This window comes from Paenarthrobacter sp. (assembly GCF_031180005.1).
GTDB lineage: Bacteria > Actinomycetota > Actinomycetes > Actinomycetales > Micrococcaceae > Arthrobacter.
In genome coordinates, this window is the sequence record NZ_JAPSHI010000001.1 from 337495 (window position 1) to 354433 (window position 16939).

General features: G+C 61.3%; 16 protein-coding genes. 3 read left to right on the forward strand and 13 right to left on the reverse strand.

The features are described 5' to 3' along the window. Positions 1–299 precede the first annotated feature (299 nt). Together RIF72_RS01525 and ychF are read right to left on the reverse strand one after the other, a co-directional pair. Positions 300–812 (reverse strand): DUF1877 family protein, encoded by a 513-nt coding sequence (locus tag RIF72_RS01525; RefSeq protein ID WP_309073131.1) that lies wholly within the window; start codon positions 810–812, stop codon positions 300–302. A 125-nt stretch (positions 813–937) separates the two neighbouring features. Continuing rightward, positions 938–2023 (reverse strand): redox-regulated ATPase YchF, encoded by a 1086-nt coding sequence (gene ychF, locus RIF72_RS01530; protein ID WP_026005753.1) that lies wholly within the window; start codon positions 2021–2023, stop codon positions 938–940. A 111-nt stretch (positions 2024–2134) separates the two neighbouring features. Between ychF and RIF72_RS01535 the strand changes: the two genes are divergently transcribed. Beyond that, a complete protein-coding gene (locus tag RIF72_RS01535) occupies positions 2135–3409 on the forward strand; it encodes a DNA recombination protein RmuC (protein ID WP_309073132.1) in 1275 nt (424 codons plus the stop codon). An 87-nt stretch (positions 3410–3496) separates the two neighbouring features. Here the strand turns inward: RIF72_RS01535 and RIF72_RS01540 are convergent, their stop codons facing one another. Together RIF72_RS01540 and RIF72_RS01545 are read right to left on the reverse strand one after the other, a co-directional pair. Continuing rightward, on the reverse strand, positions 3497–4582 hold the full coding sequence (locus RIF72_RS01540; RefSeq protein ID WP_309073133.1) for a 4-hydroxy-3-methylbut-2-enyl diphosphate reductase: 1086 nt from the start codon (positions 4580–4582) through the stop codon (positions 3497–3499). 50 nt (positions 4583–4632) lie between these two features. Beyond that, positions 4633–5496 carry a hypothetical protein gene (locus tag RIF72_RS01545; protein ID WP_309073134.1) on the reverse strand — a complete coding sequence of 288 codons (864 nt, stop codon included), beginning with the start codon at positions 5494–5496 and terminating at the stop codon, positions 4633–4635. Between the two features lie 182 nt (positions 5497–5678). On the opposite strand from RIF72_RS01545, the gene xseA reads away from it, so the two are divergent. Beyond that, a complete protein-coding gene (xseA, locus tag RIF72_RS01550) occupies positions 5679–6956 on the forward strand; it encodes an exodeoxyribonuclease VII large subunit (protein WP_309073135.1) in 1278 nt (425 codons plus the stop codon). A 40-nt stretch (positions 6957–6996) separates the two neighbouring features. After that, positions 6997–7248 carry an exodeoxyribonuclease VII small subunit gene (locus tag RIF72_RS01555; protein WP_309073136.1) on the forward strand — a complete coding sequence of 84 codons (252 nt, stop codon included), beginning with the start codon at positions 6997–6999 and terminating at the stop codon, positions 7246–7248. Between the two features lie 19 nt (positions 7249–7267). On the opposite strand, the gene RIF72_RS01560 is transcribed toward RIF72_RS01555, so the two are convergent. From RIF72_RS01560 to RIF72_RS01600, 9 genes are all read right to left on the reverse strand, one after another. After that, positions 7268–8119 carry a polyphosphate kinase 2 family protein gene (locus RIF72_RS01560; RefSeq protein WP_309073137.1) on the reverse strand — a complete coding sequence of 284 codons (852 nt, stop codon included), beginning with the start codon at positions 8117–8119 and terminating at the stop codon, positions 7268–7270. Between the two features lie 53 nt (positions 8120–8172). Next, positions 8173–9393, reverse strand: coding sequence for a pyridoxal phosphate-dependent aminotransferase (locus tag RIF72_RS01565; RefSeq protein WP_309073138.1), 1221 nt, complete (start codon positions 9391–9393; stop codon positions 8173–8175). Between the two features lie 120 nt (positions 9394–9513). Then, positions 9514–10470, reverse strand: a complete 957-nt coding sequence (locus tag RIF72_RS01570) for an ABC transporter substrate-binding protein (protein WP_309073139.1) — start codon at positions 10468–10470, stop codon at positions 9514–9516. Then, positions 10467–11210, reverse strand: coding sequence for an ABC transporter permease (locus tag RIF72_RS01575; protein WP_309073140.1), 744 nt, complete (start codon positions 11208–11210; stop codon positions 10467–10469). Before RIF72_RS01575 ends, RIF72_RS01570 begins: the two co-directional genes overlap by 4 nt. Continuing rightward, a complete protein-coding gene (locus RIF72_RS01580; protein ID WP_309073141.1) occupies positions 11207–11947 on the reverse strand; it encodes an ABC transporter permease in 741 nt (246 codons plus the stop codon). Before RIF72_RS01580 ends, RIF72_RS01575 begins: the two co-directional genes overlap by 4 nt. Next, entirely contained in the window at positions 11947–13041 is a 1095-nt protein-coding gene (locus RIF72_RS01585) for an ABC transporter ATP-binding protein (RefSeq protein ID WP_309073142.1), read from the reverse strand. Before RIF72_RS01585 ends, RIF72_RS01580 begins: the two co-directional genes overlap by 1 nt. Before the next feature lie 154 nt (positions 13042–13195). Beyond that, positions 13196–14398: a ribosome small subunit-dependent GTPase A gene (gene rsgA, locus RIF72_RS01590; protein WP_309073143.1), complete on the reverse strand. Its 1203-nt coding sequence runs from the start codon at positions 14396–14398 to the stop codon at positions 13196–13198. A gap of 216 nt (positions 14399–14614) precedes the next feature. Then, positions 14615–15082: an NUDIX hydrolase gene (locus RIF72_RS01595; RefSeq protein WP_309073144.1), complete on the reverse strand. Its 468-nt coding sequence runs from the start codon at positions 15080–15082 to the stop codon at positions 14615–14617. A gap of 24 nt (positions 15083–15106) precedes the next feature. Further along, positions 15107–16903 (reverse strand): beta-galactosidase, encoded by a 1797-nt coding sequence (locus tag RIF72_RS01600; protein ID WP_309073145.1) that lies wholly within the window; start codon positions 16901–16903, stop codon positions 15107–15109. Positions 16904–16939 lie beyond the last annotated feature (36 nt).

Genomic DNA, 16939 nt, shown 5'->3' on the forward strand with positions numbered 1-16939 from the left:
CCTCTCAAGCTGAAGCGAGTCCTCACAATCAAGACAAATCCGTTCTATCCGAGCGCTGACTGGTCATTTCGTGCATTAGCCAGCAACCCATAGGCAAGTCAGCGCGGCCAGTGACTGCCGGCAACACTGCACGTAAGTGGACGAGCGTCAGTGACGCGTCAACCTCGGAACGAAAGACAAACGGTAGCGACACCCCTGAACGTCCCAACTTATCCCTGTGGTCGTAGTTTCGTTCCTTGACTCGAAACTGGCAAGAACCTCGGACTCCGCGACCATGGCAAGCGCCGCCCAGGTCATCGCTACCCGATCAGATAGACCATGCCGCGCCCATCGTCAGCCAGATTCTTGGCGAAGGTTCGCGCCCGCCGAAGATAGCCAACGGCATAGTCGACCTCACGGTCCCGATCGACATGCGACGAAACCGGCAACCTCAGCCCCACTTCCCCGTCAGAGACCTCGTCCAAGTCTTGGGCGATCGCCAAAACCTCGGATGGTGTCAGGGCGCGCACCCACGGATCCCAGCCTTCGTCATGCATCGTGATGCTGCCTTCAAACATACGAAAAGCCGGTCGCGCCGTTATGCCGGCCCTCAATGGCGCAGTGAGAACCTGCAAATGCCGCCACGCTTTGTCCAGGTAAAGCATGTCGCGCTCACATACAGCTTGCTCGAAGGTAGTACGACTGATCCTGACGCCAGGTTCGAGGCCCCAGGCGTCAGCAAGCGGATCGGCCGACACCACGCTCCTTGGGTCGGAAAGCACTTGGTCAGTAACGTCGCCGTCGAATGCATATGCGTAATATCTGATTCCCATTCACCAAGTGTTGCCGAGGCTCAAGCACTGCAGGACAGCCAATTTGCGCTATGTGGATAATTCACGACATGAACTTACCGGCGCTCCGCTTGAAACCAGACAAAAGTGGAGTGGGCCTGATTTCTCTAGACGTTGAAGCGGAACTCCACCACGTCGCCGTCGGCCATCACGTACTCTTTGCCTTCGATGCGGACCTTGCCACGGGACTTTGCCTCGGCCATGGAACCGGCGTCGATGAGGTCATCGAAGGAGACAACCTCGGCCTTGATGAAGCCGCGCTGGAAGTCAGAGTGGATCACACCGGCCGCCTGCGGTGCGGTATCGCCCTGGCGAATGGTCCAGGCGCGGGTTTCCTTGGGGCCGGCCGTGAGGTAGGTCTGCAGGCCAAGCGTGTGGAAACCAACGCGCGCCAGCTGATCAAGGCCGGACTCGCTCTGGCCGTTCATTTCCAGCATCTCGCGGGCTTCTTCCTCATCCAGCTCAACGAGGTCGGCTTCGAGCTTGGCGTCGAGGAATACGGCATCTGCGGGAGCAACCAGGGCACGCAACTCGTCCTGCTTTTCCTGGTCACCCAGGATGCCTTCATCGGCGTTGAAGACGTAGATGAAGGGCTTGGCAGTGAGAAGTCCGAGCTCCTTGAGGTGCCCCATCTCCAGCTTGTCACTCTTGATGGAGGAGAAGATGGTATCGCCGCGTTCCAGAACTGCCTGCGCTGCTTTGATTGCGGCCAGTTCGGCTGCTTCGCGCTTCTTGATCTTGACTTCTTTTTCGATACGCGGGATCGCGTTTTCGATGGTCTGAAGGTCTGCCAGGATCAGCTCGGTGTTGATGGTCTCCATGTCGGAGCGCGGATCGACCTTGCCGTCGACGTGAATCACATCGGGATCGTCAAACACACGAACGACCTGCGCAATGGCCTCTGCCTCGCGGATGTTGGCAAGGAACTTGTTGCCCAGGCCTTCGCCCTCCGAGGCACCCTTCACGATGCCGGCGATGTCCACGAAGGACACGGGAGCGGGAAGCAACTTCTGCGAACCGAAGATCTCTGCCAGCTTCGCCAGGCGGGGATCGGGCAGGTTGACCACTCCGACGTTCGGTTCAATCGTTGCGAACGGATAGTTCGCAGCGAGCACCTGATTACGGGTCAGTGCGTTGAAAAGAGTTGATTTGCCGACGTTGGGCAGTCCGACGATGCCAATAGTAAGAGCCACGAGCATTGATTCTACCCGTTGGAACCACGTCCGCGGTTGTTCCCTCCCCCAATCCGTGCCTGCAGCTGCAGCCTCGCTAAAACTGTCGTACCCCTGTGACAGGGTTGCCACATGGATGGATTTGGATTGGTATTGGCCCTGCTCATGCTGCTGATTGGCGCTGCGGTTGGCCTCGCGGCCGGCTATGTTGTCTTCCGACGCCGGGGCGCCGGCTTGGAAGAAGACTTCGACGCCGTTTCGTCACGGCTTTCGGAGGTGACGGCACAGCTGGCAGCGGCCGATGCCGAACGCCGGCTTTTGTTTACACAGAACCGTGAGCTGAACGCAGCAAGAAATTCTGATGGCAGCGTCCTGCGTGCGCTAGCTCCCGTGGCCGAAAAGCTGACGGCGGTCCAGCAACAGGTTTCGCTCCTCGAACGGGACAGGGTGGAGCAGTACGGGCAACTCGCCCAGCAACTTCAGGATGCGCGTTCGTCCGACGAGCAGCTCTTGCGGTCAACCCATGCTCTGGCCTCAGCGCTCCGTTCCAACAGCGCCCGCGGCCAGTGGGGCGAGGTTCAGCTCCGCAGGGTGGTGGAGGCTTCGGGAATGCTCCGGCACGTGGATTTTCATGAGCAGGTTCATTCCGGACGTAGCGACAACACCCTGCGGCCGGACCTGGTGGTCCAGCTTCCCGGGGGTAAGCAACTGGTAGTGGATGCCAAAGTACCGCTGGCTTCCTACCTTGCCGCGCAGGAACAACTCCACGGAGATGGCTCGTTTGGCGAGTCGGTGGGACCCGCCATCGGCCATGACTCCAAGACACTGCTGGCACAGCATGCAAAGGCGCTCAAGGCCCACATCGATGCCCTGGCGGCCAAGAAGTACTGGGATATCCCGGGGAACTCCCCGGAGCTGGTGATCTGCTTCCTTCCCGCCGAGTCCATTCTGGCGTCAGCCCTCGAAGCCGATCCGGCCTTGCTTGAACATGCCTTGTCCAGGAACGTGGTTCTGGCGTCGCCCGGGACTTTGCTGGCGGTCCTCAAGTCGGTTGCCTTCACCTGGCGACAGGACGTCCTAACGGACAGCGCCCACGAGCTGTTCGAGCTCGCCAAGCAACTGTACGAGCGCATGGGCACACTTGGCGAGAACGTCGGCAAGCTGGGAAGCTCATTGAAGACATCCGTGGATCGCTACAACGCCATGGTGGGAACGCTGGAGGCTCGGGTACTCCCGACCGCGCGCAAGCTCAACACTATGGACGATGCTGGTCTTGCCGCGCCTATGTCCGTGGAGGCTGTTCCCCGCACTCTGGCAGCCCCGGAACTGCTGGCCGTCGACACCTTCGGGCATCAGGACTCCTCCAGCGACCACGAGGACAGCGACGATCAAGAGTCAGCTGCTTAGGCGTAAGTGCTCTCTTAACGAACTGGCCCGCCGTGGTCGCCTTCCTTGGGATGGCGACCACGGCGGGCCAGTCTGTAGGAGTCAGGGCTAGGAGGTCTCTCGGGTTCCACGGCCGCCAAGGGCACGTGTCACGTCGCCGGCCTTCTTCAAAGTGGCCCGCAGTTCCTTGGGAAGCGAGAAAAGCAGGTCTTCCTCTGCCGTCACCACTTCCTGGACCTCGCCGTAACCGTAGTCGGCCAGAAGCCGCAGAACATCCTTGACCAATACTTCAGGTACAGAAGCGCCGGAGGTCACACCCACGGTGGCAACGCCCTCGAACCAGGACTCATCCACTTCATTGGCGAAGTCCACTCGGTACGAGCTCTTAGCACCATATTCGAGGGCTACCTCAACCAATCGCACAGAATTGGACGAGTTGGCCGAACCCACAACGATAACGAGGTCAGCCTGCGGTGCGATCTTCTTAATGGCCACCTGACGGTTTGTGGTGGCGTAGCAAATGTCATCGCTGGGCGGATCCTGCAGCGTGGGGAACCGGTCCTTAAGGAGGCGAACCGTCTCCATGGTTTCGTCCACACTGAGAGTGGTCTGCGAAAGCCAGATGGTCTTCTCCGGATCCCGCACGGTGACCTTGTCTACCTCGTGCGGTCCGTTGATGATCTGGATATGCTCCGGGGCCTCACCGGCGGTTCCTTCGACTTCCTCATGGCCTTCATGGCCGATGAGCAGGATGTCGTAGTCTTCCTTGGCGAAGCGCACAGCTTCCTTGTGGACTTTAGTCACCAGTGGGCACGTCGCGTCGATGGTGCGCAGTCCGCGGTCCTCGGCTGATTGGACCACTGCAGGAGAGACACCGTGTGCCGAGAAGATGACCAGGGCACCTTCGGGAACCTCGTCGGTCTCCTCGACGAAGATGGCTCCTTGTTCCTCGAGGGAACTGACCACGTGCACGTTGTGAACGATCTGCTTGCGCACATAAACGGGAGGGCCGTAGTGCTCCAGGGCCTTCTCCACAGCAATGACAGCCCGGTCCACGCCGGCGCAATAACCGCGGGGAGCCGCCAACAGAACCTTCTTGGGGCCCGTGACGGGCGCCGCTGCCTGAACCTCTTCCGGGGAACGGCGTCTACGGGGCACCGTGGGCATAGGAATGGAAACTGCTGTGCTGGTCATTCCTCCATGCTACCGGGCCGGACTTTGCCTCCCTGCTATCGGGCAGGACTTTAGCTGCTGGCCGAACGTGACCCTCGTCGCCCTGACACAACGGAAGCTATGACGCCGACCACAAAGACTCCACCGGACGCCACCGCTGCCATGAGGATCCACTCCCCGAAGCCCGTCCTGGCTGCTGTGAGGAACTCCTGTTTGAACAGCTCAGCCACACCATTGGCGCTGGACAGCTTGCCAACCGCTCCGCCGGCAAGGTCCGCCCCGGCCGTCCAGAGAGCAGCGAGTGCCAAGCCGCCCAGTCCGAGGAAGACCAGCACCAAGGACCGCCGGCGTGCGGCGACAAGCGCCAGGAGCACGGATATCAGGGCACCGAGTGCGGCTACCCACCACAGGGGCGCGAATGCCGCCACCCGCTCCACCAGTTGGCGGTGGGAGGGCTCCCCCAAAGACACCAGACTTTCCGCTGGAACATCAATCCGAATCCTGGTGGCCTCGGCGAAATGATCACGAATGAGCCGAACCAAAGGGCTGATATCAAGGACCAGGGCAGTGGTGGTGGCGGCCTCCTCAGGTTGGTTCGCTGCGCCGAAGTTCAACCTGTGACTGTTGCGTACTGTCTCTTCCCACGCTTGAGGGTAGTCGCTCCACGATTGCATGCCCGATGCAGCGCTGCGGAGCGCGTCGGCCGCCAAGGACTGGATAGGTCCTGGAAGATCCACGGAGGACTCGAAGGTTCCAACAGCGGCCGCGGCCAGGCGGTCTTGGAATTCCGGATCGTTGCCTAGTTCACCTGCTATGCGGACAAAGCCCTCTTCTTTGACGATGTTCTGGTCAACCCACGCCATTGGAACGGCCACGGCGGTGAGGAGTACGGCGAGGATCACTCCCAATGCTGAAACAAAAGTACGCAAGGTCATCCTCAGGCTCGGGGGCTATGGCACCATCCTAGGTCTGTCCACATGGCAGAAAAAATGTCGGAGGCGTCGCCCAAGCTATGGATAGAGTTGGAAGGCCGGTTGGCAACCACAGCCGCACCCCTGAGCGAGGACTATGACCATGCAGGAACAAACACGGCGACCGAACAAGGCATGGACTCCCCATGTCCGCTGAAGCGACACCGGAATCCACACTGCCGGGGACTGCCGCCGAAACCAGCCCGGACAATCCCTGGCCCCTCCAGTTGCTGTCCCGAAAGCTCAAAGCACACATAGAGCGGGCTCCGGCCGCGTGGATCGAGGGTCAGGTCATTGAACTGAACCGCCGGGGTGGTAATGCTTTTCTGACACTGCGTGATGTTGACGCAGAAATTTCACTACCGGCATCGGTCTGGTCAACGGTGCTTGACCGCCAGAAGATACCCCTGGAACGGGGTTCCCGGGTGGTTGCCTTGGTCAAGGCGGACTTCTGGGTCAAGACCGGGCGCCTGAATATGTCGGTTAAGGACATTCGTCCGGTAGGGCTCGGTGACCTGCTGGCAAGGATTGAGCGGCTGCGCCAAGCATTGGCCGCAGAGGGCCTGTTCGCAGATTCCCGGAAGCGCAAGCTCCCGCTTCTCCCCCACCGCATTGGCCTGATCACCGGTCGGGATTCCGATGCCAAGAAGGACGTCCTTCGCAATGCAGCGTTGCGTTGGCCCGCAGTTGAGTTTGACGTTCGCGAAGTGGCTGTCCAAGGCAACACCGCCGTTTCGCAGATCATCGCGGCCCTAAAGAAACTGGATGCCGACCCCCACGTGGATGTCATTGTCCTCGCCCGCGGTGGCGGCGCGCTGGAAGATCTCCTGCCTTTCAGCAATGAAGACCTCATTCGAGCCGTCTCGGCAGCGACCACTCCGATTGTTAGTGCGATCGGCCATGAAGCCGACCGTCCGATTCTGGACGATGTGGCGGACTTACGTGCGTCAACGCCCACTGACGCGGCCAAGCGCATAGTTCCGGACGTGGCCGAAGAACTGGCCATGGTTCGGCAAGCCCGGGACCATCTCCGCCGAAGTATCAGCCGCATGGTGGACCGGGAGACGGATCGACTTCATGCGCTGAGATCGCGGCCCGTATTGGCCACTCCTGCTTCAATGGTGGACGCCCGCTCCGAAGACATCCACCGCTTGCAGCGCAGGACCCATTCAGCGGTCAGCACCGCGGTCCTCAGGGCGTTGGACCAAGTCCACCACTTGCGTGCACAGGTCCGTGCCCTCTCACCCCAAAAAACACTGGACCGCGGTTATGCCGTTGTGCAGCTCCTCGGCGAGGACCAGGTGGGGCACCACGTGGTGAGCAGCCCAGAGGAAGCACCAGACCGGACGCCGCTGAGTATCCGCGTAGCTGAGGGCCGTTTCAGAGCTGTCTCAGCCGGCCAAGGACAACTCGTCGAACACTAAGACTGCTGAAACCACCGCCACCACCACATCAAAGGACATCATGACTGAGAACAATCCAACGGCACCGGATACCCTGGACAGCTTGAGCTACGAGGAAGCCCGCGAACAACTCGTGGCCGTAGTAGGGCGCTTGGAGGCCGGCGGTGCCAGCCTGGAAGAATCACTGGCGCTCTGGGAGCGTGGCGAGGCACTGGCCAAACGCTGCGAGGACTGGCTTGAGGGCGCACGCAAGCGTCTGGCCACGGCCCGTGATGCAAGCAGCGACGGCGGTGCTGCCGCCGGCTCCGACTGATATCCCTGATGGAGGCGGCTTAGGACTCCACCACGAGGGCGCGCTCAGCGGCGACATCAAAGTCGGCTTTGGGCCACTCCAGCTGCATACCACCCAGGGCATCCAACAGCAGTTGCTGGACGGCGATGCGGGCGTACCACTTCTTGTTGGCGGGCACCACGTGCCAAGGTGCGATGTCGGTTGACGTTTTCTCGAACGCAGTGCTGTACGCGTCCATGTAGTCATCCCAGTACGCACGTTCCGCGAGGTCGCCGCGACTGTATTTCCAGTGCTTACCGGGATCGTCCAAGCGGGCGATAAGACGCTTTTTCTGCTCGTCCTTGCTAATGTTGAGCATGACTTTGACGATGGTGGTTCCCTGCTCGTGGAGACGTGACTCGAAGTCGTTGATCGCTGCGTACCGGCGCTCCAGTTCGCCAGCGTCAGCCCAGCCATGGACGCGGTGGATCAGGACGTCCTCGTACTGTGAACGATCAAAAACACCCACCATTCCGGCGGCAGGGGCTTGTTTTTCGATCCGCCAGAGGAAGTCGTGCGATTTTTCTTCGTCCGTCGGCGCCTTGAAAGCGGTCAGCTGCACGCCTTGCGGGTCCATGGCTCCTACAACGTGGCTGACAATGCCGCCTTTGCCCGCAGTATCCATGGCTTGAAGAATGAGCAGGAGCCGCTTGGGGCTACCGAATTTCCCTTCTGCAAAGAGTTTCTCCTGCAGTTCCGCAAGGCGCGCGTCCTGGGCGGCCAGCAGCGCCTGGCCGTCAGCTTTGACGCCCGTATAGCCGGGGGTGGATTCAGGGTCTACGCCTGCCAACGAAAACCCCGACCCCACCCTCAGTACTTCGGCCGGACTTTTGGCGAACTCAACTGCAGCCATTGGCATGCCTTTCTGCCCGGCCGCGCCCCCGTGGCGCGGCTATGGACCTCAGGCTAGTTGCCCGGGTACCTCGACAGGAAGTCCGCCATGCGACCAATGGCTTCTTCGATGTCCTTGACGTTGGGCAAGGTGACCATTCGGAAGTGATCCGGACGAACCCAGTTGAACGCGCGCCCATGGGAGACCAAGATTTTCTGTTCTTTCAACAGGTCCAGGACAAACTTCTCATCATCCCTGATGTGGTACACCTCTGGGTCCAACTTCGGGAACAGATACAGGGCGCCCCTGGCCTGCTGGGTGCTGACACCGGGGATGGCGTTCAGGAGGTCGTACGCCTTGTTGCGCTGCTCCAGGAGCCTGCCGCCGGGAAGGATGAGATCGTTGATGCTCTGGTAGCCGCCGAGCGCGGTTTGGATGGCGTGCTGTGCAGGTACGTTGGCGCACAAGCGCATGTTCGCCAGGAGGTTGATGCCCTCGAGGTAATCGGCGGCGTCCTTCTTGGGCCCGGAGATCGCCATCCAACCCGCGCGGTAGCCGCAGACGCGGTAGGCCTTGGACAGGCCACTGAACGTCAGGCACAGGACGTCATCACCGGTAAGCCCGGCGAGGTTAACGTGAACTGCGTCTTCGTAGAGGATCTTCTCGTAGATTTCGTCAGCGAAGAGAACCAGTCCATGCTTCTCTGCCAACGCGACTATCTTCTTGAGGGTCTCCTCCGGGTAGACGGCGCCGGTGGGGTTGTTGGGGTTGATCACCACAATGCCCTTGGTCCGCGGCGTGATCTTGGATTTCAAGTCCTCAAGATCGGGCTGCCATCCGGACTCTTCGTCGCAGAGGTAGTGCACGGGGCGGCCGCCGGCAAGTGCCACGGAAGCCGTCCACAGCGGGTAGTCCGGCGTGGGAATCAGCACTTCATCACCGTCGTCCAAGAGCGCCATGAGGGACATGGTGATGAGCTCACTGACACCGTTGCCGAGGTAGATGTCGTCGACGTGGATGTTCTGGATGCCGCGCGTTTGGTAATACTGCGAGACGGCGGTCCTGGCCGAGAAGATGCCACGGGAATCGCTGTAGCCCTGGGCGTTGGGCAGGTGGCGGATCATGTCCACCAAGATGGCGTCAGGCGCTTCAAAGCCAAAAGGGGCCGGGTTTCCGATGTTCAGTTTGAGGATCCGGTGACCCTCCGCTTCCATTTGCTGGGCGGCCTGAAGGATCGGTCCACGGATGTCGTAGAGGACATTATGAAGCTTGGTGGACTGTTTGAAATTCGCCATCCCTCAAATATGCCACACGGGTGATGGAGTTCAGCTGAGACTTGACTCACACATACGACGACGGCGGTGACGGTCCCGCCCGGGTCCGTCACCGCCGTCGTACGCGGTTTTGTTCAGGTGTTACTTGACGATGCCTTTGTCCTTCAGCCATGCGGCTGCGGCATCCTTGGGCGACTGCTTCTGGTCGCCGCTTACTGCGCGGTTCAGGTTGATCAGGTCGTCGGTGGTAAGGATCTTGGAAACGTTGTTGAGCGCTTCCTTGGCCTTGTCCGTCATCTTGGCTTCCTTGACCAACGGCAGGACCTGCTGTGCCTTGAAGTTGTTCTTCGGATCTTCCAGGACGACGAGGTCGTTATCTGCGATGGACGGCGTGGTGGTGTAGATGTCCGCCACCTGAACCTTGTCCTCCAGGAGAGCCTGGAGGGTCAGGTTGCCACCGCCGTCGTTGAAGGGCTGCAGGCCCTTGAGCTCGCAACCATAGTTGGCCTTTAGTCCCGGGAAGCCGTAGGCACGGGTCTCGAACGTGGCCGGTGCAGCCATGGTGAAGTCCTTGCAGACCTTGGCCAGGTCCTCGATGGACTTCAGCTGGTATTTCTCCGCCGTGGCCTTGGTGACCACCATGGCGTCCTTGGACTCGGCCTTGGCCGGCTCCAGGACCGCGAGGCCTTCCGGAAGCTTGCCAGGGAGCGCCTTGTAGACGTCCTCGGCAGATACCTCAGTAGCCTCCGTGTCCACGTAGGAGAGAAGGTTGCCGGAGTAATCCGGAACGAGGTCCACGGAGCCGTCCTGGACGGCCTTGAAGTAGATCTCGCGCGAGCCTATGTTCGGCTTGGATGTGGCAGTGAGACCAGCCGCGTTGAGGGCGCCAACATAAATCTCTGCGATGACCTGGCTCTCCGGGAAGTCTGCGGAACCAACCACCAGTGAGCCTCCCTCGGTGGAACCGCCGGGTGCCGCGGTGGAGGGCGTGGCCAAGGGGCTGCCGCCGCATGCGCTCAAGGCGAGGGCCACACCCAGTCCAGCGGCGAGGCCGCCAAGACCACGGCGCGTAAGGGTCATGGGGACGGGGTTTTTCATGGTGTACCTCCTTGAACGGCAGCCCCGGCAGGAACCGCGGCTGTGAGATCGTCGGCTGCCTTCTGGCGACCGCTTGAGTCGAGGGTCAGGCCGGGCGAGACGACAAGCCTCTGCACGCCGGCCAGGATCAGGTCCACTGCGATGGCCAACCCGGCGATGAGCAGGGAGCCTCCGAGCATTCTTGGGAAATCCTGCAGGACGAGGCCGTCGAACAAGTATCGGCCAAGCCCACCCAACGGCAGGTAGGCAACCACAGAGACTGTTGCGATGACCTGCAGAACCGCGGTCCGGATACCGCCGAACATCACCTGCAGTCCGTTGGGCAGTTCCACGCGGAACAGGATCTGAAGTTCGCTCATGCCCATGGCCCGGGCAGCGTCCACCACCGTGGCATCAACACTGGAAATGCCGGCATAGGTCCCGGCCAGAAGCGGCGGCACTGTGAGGATGACCAGCGCCCACACTGGAGGCATCAAGCCACTGCCGGCGAGCAACGCGAAAAGGACCAGCAAACCGAGCGTCGGGAGGGCACGCAATGCTCCGGCGACAGCCACTGCGACAACGCGGCCGCGCCCGGTGTGCCCGATGTAGAGACCGATTGGCACTGCAATGGCGGCGGCGATAAGTAGCACCAGTGCGCTGTACTGCAGGTGCTCCAGCAAGCGGGTGGGGATTCCACCGCTGCCGGTCCAGTTCCTGAAGTTTGTCAGCCAGGCAATGGTTTCAGCAAAGATGTTCATGCGGACGCTCCCGGGTCGGGGCGGAGGCTAGCGTGCGGCTTCGCGGGTCCGGTTTTGGGCTCGGTGAGCAGGGCGTTGGCGTCCGGACGCGACGAACTTCCACGTGCCGCGCGGGTCCATGGCGTCAAGAGCCGTTCCAAGACCACCAGAACTGCGTCCATCAGCAGGGCCAGCACCAGAATCGCGATGATGCCCACCACAACTTCCGTAATGAACGTGCGTTGGAGGCCGTCAGTGAACAGAACCCCAAGGTTGCCCACACCAAGCAGGGCCGCCACGCTCACCAATGAGATATTGCTGACTGACACCACTCGAAGTCCTGCGAACAGCACAGGCAAAGACAACGGAAGGTCCACCTGGAAGAAGCGGGCCAGGGGCTTGAAACCCATGGCAACGGCAGCGTTTCGGAGGTCATCATCCACGGAGTCGAAGGCGTCCATCGCGGCACGGACCAGCAATGCCACGGCGTAGATGGTCAGTGCCACCACCACGTTCAGCGGATCCAGGATCCGCGTGCCGAGGATGGTGGGAAGAATGATGAAGAGGGCCAGTGAGGGAATGGTGTACAGCAATGAGGTTGCTGTTGCCACCACTGACCTGAGCGTGCTGTTGCGCCTGGCCAGCTGGGCCAAGGGGACCGAAATCAGCAGGCCAAGGATCATGGGAATGATCGCGAGCACCATGTGCTGACCGGCCAACCCCAGGACCATGCCACTGTTGGCAAGGAACCACTCCATCAGGTGGCGTCCTCCCTGTGGTGCCGGACTTCTTCGATAAGTGCCAGGACTTCCGGCGCCTTCAGGACTCCGGCCACCCGGCCGTCGTCGTCAACCGCAACGCCGAGGCCCGACGGCGACGACAACGCTGCATCCAGCGCGCGGCGCAGCGTATCTCCCTTGCGGAAGAGCGAACCTCCCGGAATCAACCCGGCACCATCCCGAGGTGAAGACCACCCCATTGGCCGGGAATCGTCGTCGACAACCAGCGCCCACTCCCCCGATTGGCGGCCCGCGTGGTGGCCGTCGGAGGGACTCACCATGGTGACAGGGTGCAAGGTCACGGCGTCTGCGGCGTTGAAAGCAAGGTGTCGGAAGCCACGGTCGCGTCCTACGAAGGAGGCTACGAAGTCATTCGCAGGCGCCCGAAGAATCTCTTCCGGGGCCGCGTACTGCGCCAGTTTGCCCCCAACGGCGAAAACAGCCACTTTGTCGCCAAGAACAGTGGCTTCATCGATGTCGTGCGTGACAAACACAATGGTCTTGGCCAGTTCCCGCTGCAGACGCAGAAGTTCCTGCTGCAGTTCGTCACGGACCACAGGATCCACTGCGCTAAAAGGTTCGTCCATCAGCAGAACCGGTGGATCAGCAGCGAGCGCCCGGGCAACTCCGACGCGCTGCTGCTGACCACCCGAGAGCTGTGACGGGTATCGCTTGCCCAGGACGGAAGCCAGCCCGACGACGTCGAGCAGTTCCTCCGCGCGTTTCCGCGCAGCCGCCTTAGGTACGCCGTTGAGCCGTGGAACGGTGGCGATGTTGTCCAATACGGAACGGTGCGGAAGAAGGCCCGATGACTGCATGACGTAGCCCATGGAACGGCGGAGCTTGGCCGCAGGAACCTGGGAGACATCCTCACCAGCAACGGTGATGGTTCCGCTGGTGGGCTCCACCATCCGGTTGATCATGCGCAGGGAAGTGGTTTTTCCGCAGCCCGAGGGACCAACGAACACGGTGATGGCGCCCTTGTCGATGGACATAGTGAGGGCATCCACCGCGGGTTGCCCGCCCTGGTATTGCTTGGTGACGCTCTTGAACTCAATCATGGCTTCAGCCATACCCGGGCTTACCTATCTGTGGTGGAGAACATCGGTAGAGCCAGATGATCATATGCACTCTTATTACTTGGCTGCAAAGCAATCTTCACCCAGCGTAGCCAGCACCACCGACGATGTCAGCGCCGCCACGAGTTCCGTAATGAATCGGCAATGTTCAACGTTTACGTCGTTTGCCTCCCTTGCCGGTCCGTTCCTCGGCTTGATCGTGCTTGTATCGTTCCGCTGCACGCTGGCCGCGATCCGCTGACATCACCCTTTGGTGCCATTCGCGTTGGTAGGCGCGGCGGGCAGCCGCGTCATGCTTCCTGGCCAAGGCTGCCAGTTCCCGTTGCAGCTTCAGGTAGCTGGCCCAGCGCCTGGGATCAAGGGTTTCCTCCGCGAGCGCCTCCTGGACAGCGCATCCTGGTTCAGCTTGGTGGACGCAGTCCGTGAAGCGGCAGCGTGAGAAGAGCTCCTCCAGGTCGCCGAACATCTCGTCCATGCCCTCGTCGGCGTCGAAGAGCCCGAACCCGCGGACTCCCGGCGTATCCATCAGCACGGAGCCGCCCGCCAGAGGTACCAACTCCCGCGAGGTGGTGGTGTGTTTGCCCTTGCCGTCGCCTGCCCGGACCTCTCCTGTCTGCTGGAGCTCACGCCCCGCGAGGGCGTTGATAAGCGTCGATTTCCCGGCACCGGAAGGACCCAGGAGAACCAAGGTGGCGCCTTCAGGAATGCGCTGCATCAATTCGTCGAGGCCATCGCCTTGCTCCGCGGAGGTGGTAACGACGTCAACGCCCGCGGCCTGAAGGATGACTTCCCCCACGACGTCGTCCGCGAGGTGGGCGAGGTCCGCCTTGGTGATAACCACAAGCGGCGTGGCACCGGAATCCCAGGCAGCCACCAACGTCCGTTCAAGTCGATTATGGGTCAGCGGACGGTCCACGGGGACAACCACCGCAACAATGTCGATGTTGCTGCCCAGGATTTGTTCCTCCGACGAGGCTTCAAAGGCCCGCTTACGACTCAACGCCGAATATCGGGGAAGGACCTCGACGACGGCAGGTTCGCCGGCGTTGTTGTGGCCGAGCCAAACCCAGTCCCCGGTGGCCGGAACAAGCCCGTGCTTGGGATAGGGCAAATGCAGGAGACCTTCGGCTGATGCTACGAGCACCCGGTTCCTGTCCAGACGCACTACGCGGCCGGGGGTGGCTGCTTCCTGGTTCTCCGGGCTGCCGTGGGCGCAGAAAAGCTCCGCGACCTTATCAGTGAAGCCATACTCCACTGGTCCGTTGGATTGGTGAGTGGCGTGAGATTGGCGAGCAGGGACCTGCTTGGTGGAAGTAAAAGAAGGGTCGCTTGAAGAAGCGTAAGTGTTCAATGAAATGCCTCTGAGGAGGCCCGGCCGCCTAGTTTTGGCAGGCTGTTGCCGGGGCGGGAATGATGGGCTGATGACTGCGCACCGCAACTGAGAGCGGGGCGCGCAAGATCGTGGCAATCATCAAATCCACCTCCTCGGCATCCGGGCCGGCAGCTGGTCAGCCGGCAACGATGTTCAGCGTAGCCAACATCGGGCCTCTTGGCTAGGTTTTGTAGCTCAGCTGCCCGTGGCTTGGCTCAGCTTTCCATCGGCCGGGCGCTCCCGATGCAGGCGCAGCGCCGTGTCCACCAGCGACACCCGGTTAAGCCTCCTGATGTCCTTCAAAGGTATCCATGCGGCGTGGGTGGTGCTCCCATCCACTTCGTGGGTGAGTTCTCCGCCCACCACCGTTGCCTCGTAGACCAGCCTGAGGGCCTGAAAATCCTTGACCGAACCGTCGGGACGGATATCAGCAGGCCAGTGGCCGACGTCGATACCCAGCATGCGATCGATTCGGGCTTCGTATCCGGTTTCCTCGTAGACTTCACGCCGGCAGCCGTCCACCGGATGCTCTGCCAGATCCAAGCCTCCGCCCGGTAGCGTCCACCCTTCCTTGCCGTCCTGCTTCCAATACGCCAGCAGGATCTTGCCCTCTTGGACAATCACGGCGTAAGCGGCTGGGCGGGTATCAAACTGCAGCGTCATGGAATCAGCATAAAAGTCCGGACCCTACGGAAGCTCGGCCGCCGCGATCGGACCCGCTTCTACGGGACCCAAGTCAGGCGCTTCGCGAAGTTCGACGACGGTCCCTGGTTTCCCCAGTTCCAGCACCTTGATGCTGTTTCGGCCTGTTTTAAGCAGAGGAGCGGGTGCGTAGAGCGTCACCTGGGGACCTTTCTCCCAGTACCTGCCCAGGAGGAAGCCATTGAGCCAGACGAAGCCTTTCCCTGAGTCGGGCAAGGCAAGGTAAGTGTCGGCCGGTTGCCCAACCTCGAAGTCAACGCCTGCCAACCCCTCGAGGTCTTCCTGCGTCCAGTTTGCGAGGGCAATAGGTGTCTGCGTCCAGTGAAAGGTGTAGCGCTGGTTGACGAGGACGCCGTCTAGAATTCCCTTCCCATGGCCCGTCAGGGGTCCGTAGTTGATGCGGCCGAGGTTCTCGACCAGAATCTCAAGCTTGGCAGGGTGGCCGGTGCCACTGACGGGCAATCCCTCGGAACCGTTGACGTCGTCCAAGACACCTGCAAACGTGCCATCCACCCACACGTAGGCACGGTCATTCAGGCCAGTGATTTTCAGCCGGCTCTCCGAGGGAGCGTCCGGACGGCCAGGAAGGATGGCTTCGGCAGCGTAGAGCACCATTCCGGCGTCGAGTCCCAGCTGCTCGAAGCTCAGTGGCCTAACGCTGCTGACAGGCTTGCCGGCATCCCGTACAAGCTCGAGCAGGTCCTGCCCTGCGGTCAAAGGAAAGGACTGCGCCGGAAGTGCCGGTGCCTCAGCCAACAACTCCGCAGGGAGTTCGGGTAGGTCCTCAATTCCCTGTGCCCGGAAGAATTCCTTGCGGAAGGCATGGAACTTGGGCGTCAGGGCGCCGTTCTCGGCGATGGGCGCGTCTGAGTCATAGCTGGTAACCGTCGGCTGCAGCATGGTGCCATTGTGATTGCTGCCGGAAGTGAGGCCGAAGTTAGTCCCGCCGTGGGCCATATAAGCGCAGATTGAGCCACCGAGATCGAGCATCTTGCGTGCTTCCAACGCGGCGTCCTCAGCATCCCGGTGGTGATGGTGTTCGCCCCAGTGATCGAACCAGCCGCCCCAGAACTCAACGTTGAAGAACGGCTCACCAGGCCGGCGTCGCTGCCACGTAGCCACTGCTTCGTCGCCCCGGCTTCCCAGCGTTGCGGTCGCCCAGGTTCCCTCGATGGAACCGCCGTCGAGGAAATAGTCCGTGCCGCCGTCGGCCGTGAACAGGAGCTCAGTGATGCCGCGATCCTCCAGCACGCGGCGGTTCCAGCGGATGTACTCGTGGTCGTCGCCGTAGCTGCCGTATTCGTTTTCAATCTGAACGGCCACCACAGGACCGCCCGCTGACGCCTGCCGTGAGGCGATGATCGGGAGGAGCTGATCGAACCATTCCTCGATGGCACCCGTGAATTCCGGGTCCATGCAGCGCAGGCCGATGCCGGGAATACCGGTCAGCCAGGCCGGGAAGCCGCCGTTGTCCCACTCTGCGCAGATGTACGGTCCAGGGCGGACAATGACGTCCAACCCTTCCTCGGCCGCGAGGTCAAGGAAGCGTCCCAAGTCCCGCCAGCCACTGAAGTCCGGCGCCTCCTCGCGCTTAGGCTGGTGGAAGTTCCAGGCAACATACGTGTCCACCGTGTTAGCGCCCATCGCCTTAAGACGACGCAGCCGGTTCTGCCACAGATCCGGGTGAACACGGAAGTAGTGGATGGCTCCGGCGAGGATGCGATACGGTTCACCCGAACGGTAAAGGACGGCGTCGTGGTAGCTCAGGAGCGCGTTGTTCACATGGAACAGATTAGCTCAATATCCAACATTTATGCA

Bases quoted from the DNA above. Each gene is read 5' to 3' on its own strand.
- RIF72_RS01525 (WP_309073131.1), bottom strand. From the start codon at position 812: ATGGGAATCAGATATTACGCATATGCATTCGACGGCGACGTTACTGAC.
- RIF72_RS01535 (WP_309073132.1), top strand. From the start codon at position 2,135: ATGGATGGATTTGGATTGGTATTGGCCCTGCTCATGCTGCTGATTGGC.
- RIF72_RS01540 (WP_309073133.1), bottom strand. From the start codon at position 4,582: ATGACCAGCACAGCAGTTTCCATTCCTATGCCCACGGTGCCCCGTAGA.
- RIF72_RS01545 (WP_309073134.1), bottom strand. From the start codon at position 5,496: ATGACCTTGCGTACTTTTGTTTCAGCATTGGGAGTGATCCTCGCCGTA.
- xseA (WP_309073135.1), top strand. From the start codon at position 5,679: ATGTCCGCTGAAGCGACACCGGAATCCACACTGCCGGGGACTGCCGCC.
- RIF72_RS01555 (WP_309073136.1), top strand. From the start codon at position 6,997: ATGACTGAGAACAATCCAACGGCACCGGATACCCTGGACAGCTTGAGC.
- RIF72_RS01560 (WP_309073137.1), bottom strand. From the start codon at position 8,119: ATGGCTGCAGTTGAGTTCGCCAAAAGTCCGGCCGAAGTACTGAGGGTG.
- RIF72_RS01565 (WP_309073138.1), bottom strand. From the start codon at position 9,393: ATGGCGAATTTCAAACAGTCCACCAAGCTTCATAATGTCCTCTACGAC.
- RIF72_RS01570 (WP_309073139.1), bottom strand. From the start codon at position 10,470: ATGAAAAACCCCGTCCCCATGACCCTTACGCGCCGTGGTCTTGGCGGC.
- RIF72_RS01575 (WP_309073140.1), bottom strand. From the start codon at position 11,210: ATGAACATCTTTGCTGAAACCATTGCCTGGCTGACAAACTTCAGGAAC.
- RIF72_RS01580 (WP_309073141.1), bottom strand. From the start codon at position 11,947: ATGGAGTGGTTCCTTGCCAACAGTGGCATGGTCCTGGGGTTGGCCGGT.
- RIF72_RS01585 (WP_309073142.1), bottom strand. From the start codon at position 13,041: ATGGCTGAAGCCATGATTGAGTTCAAGAGCGTCACCAAGCAATACCAG.
- RIF72_RS01595 (WP_309073144.1), bottom strand. From the start codon at position 15,082: ATGACGCTGCAGTTTGATACCCGCCCAGCCGCTTACGCCGTGATTGTC.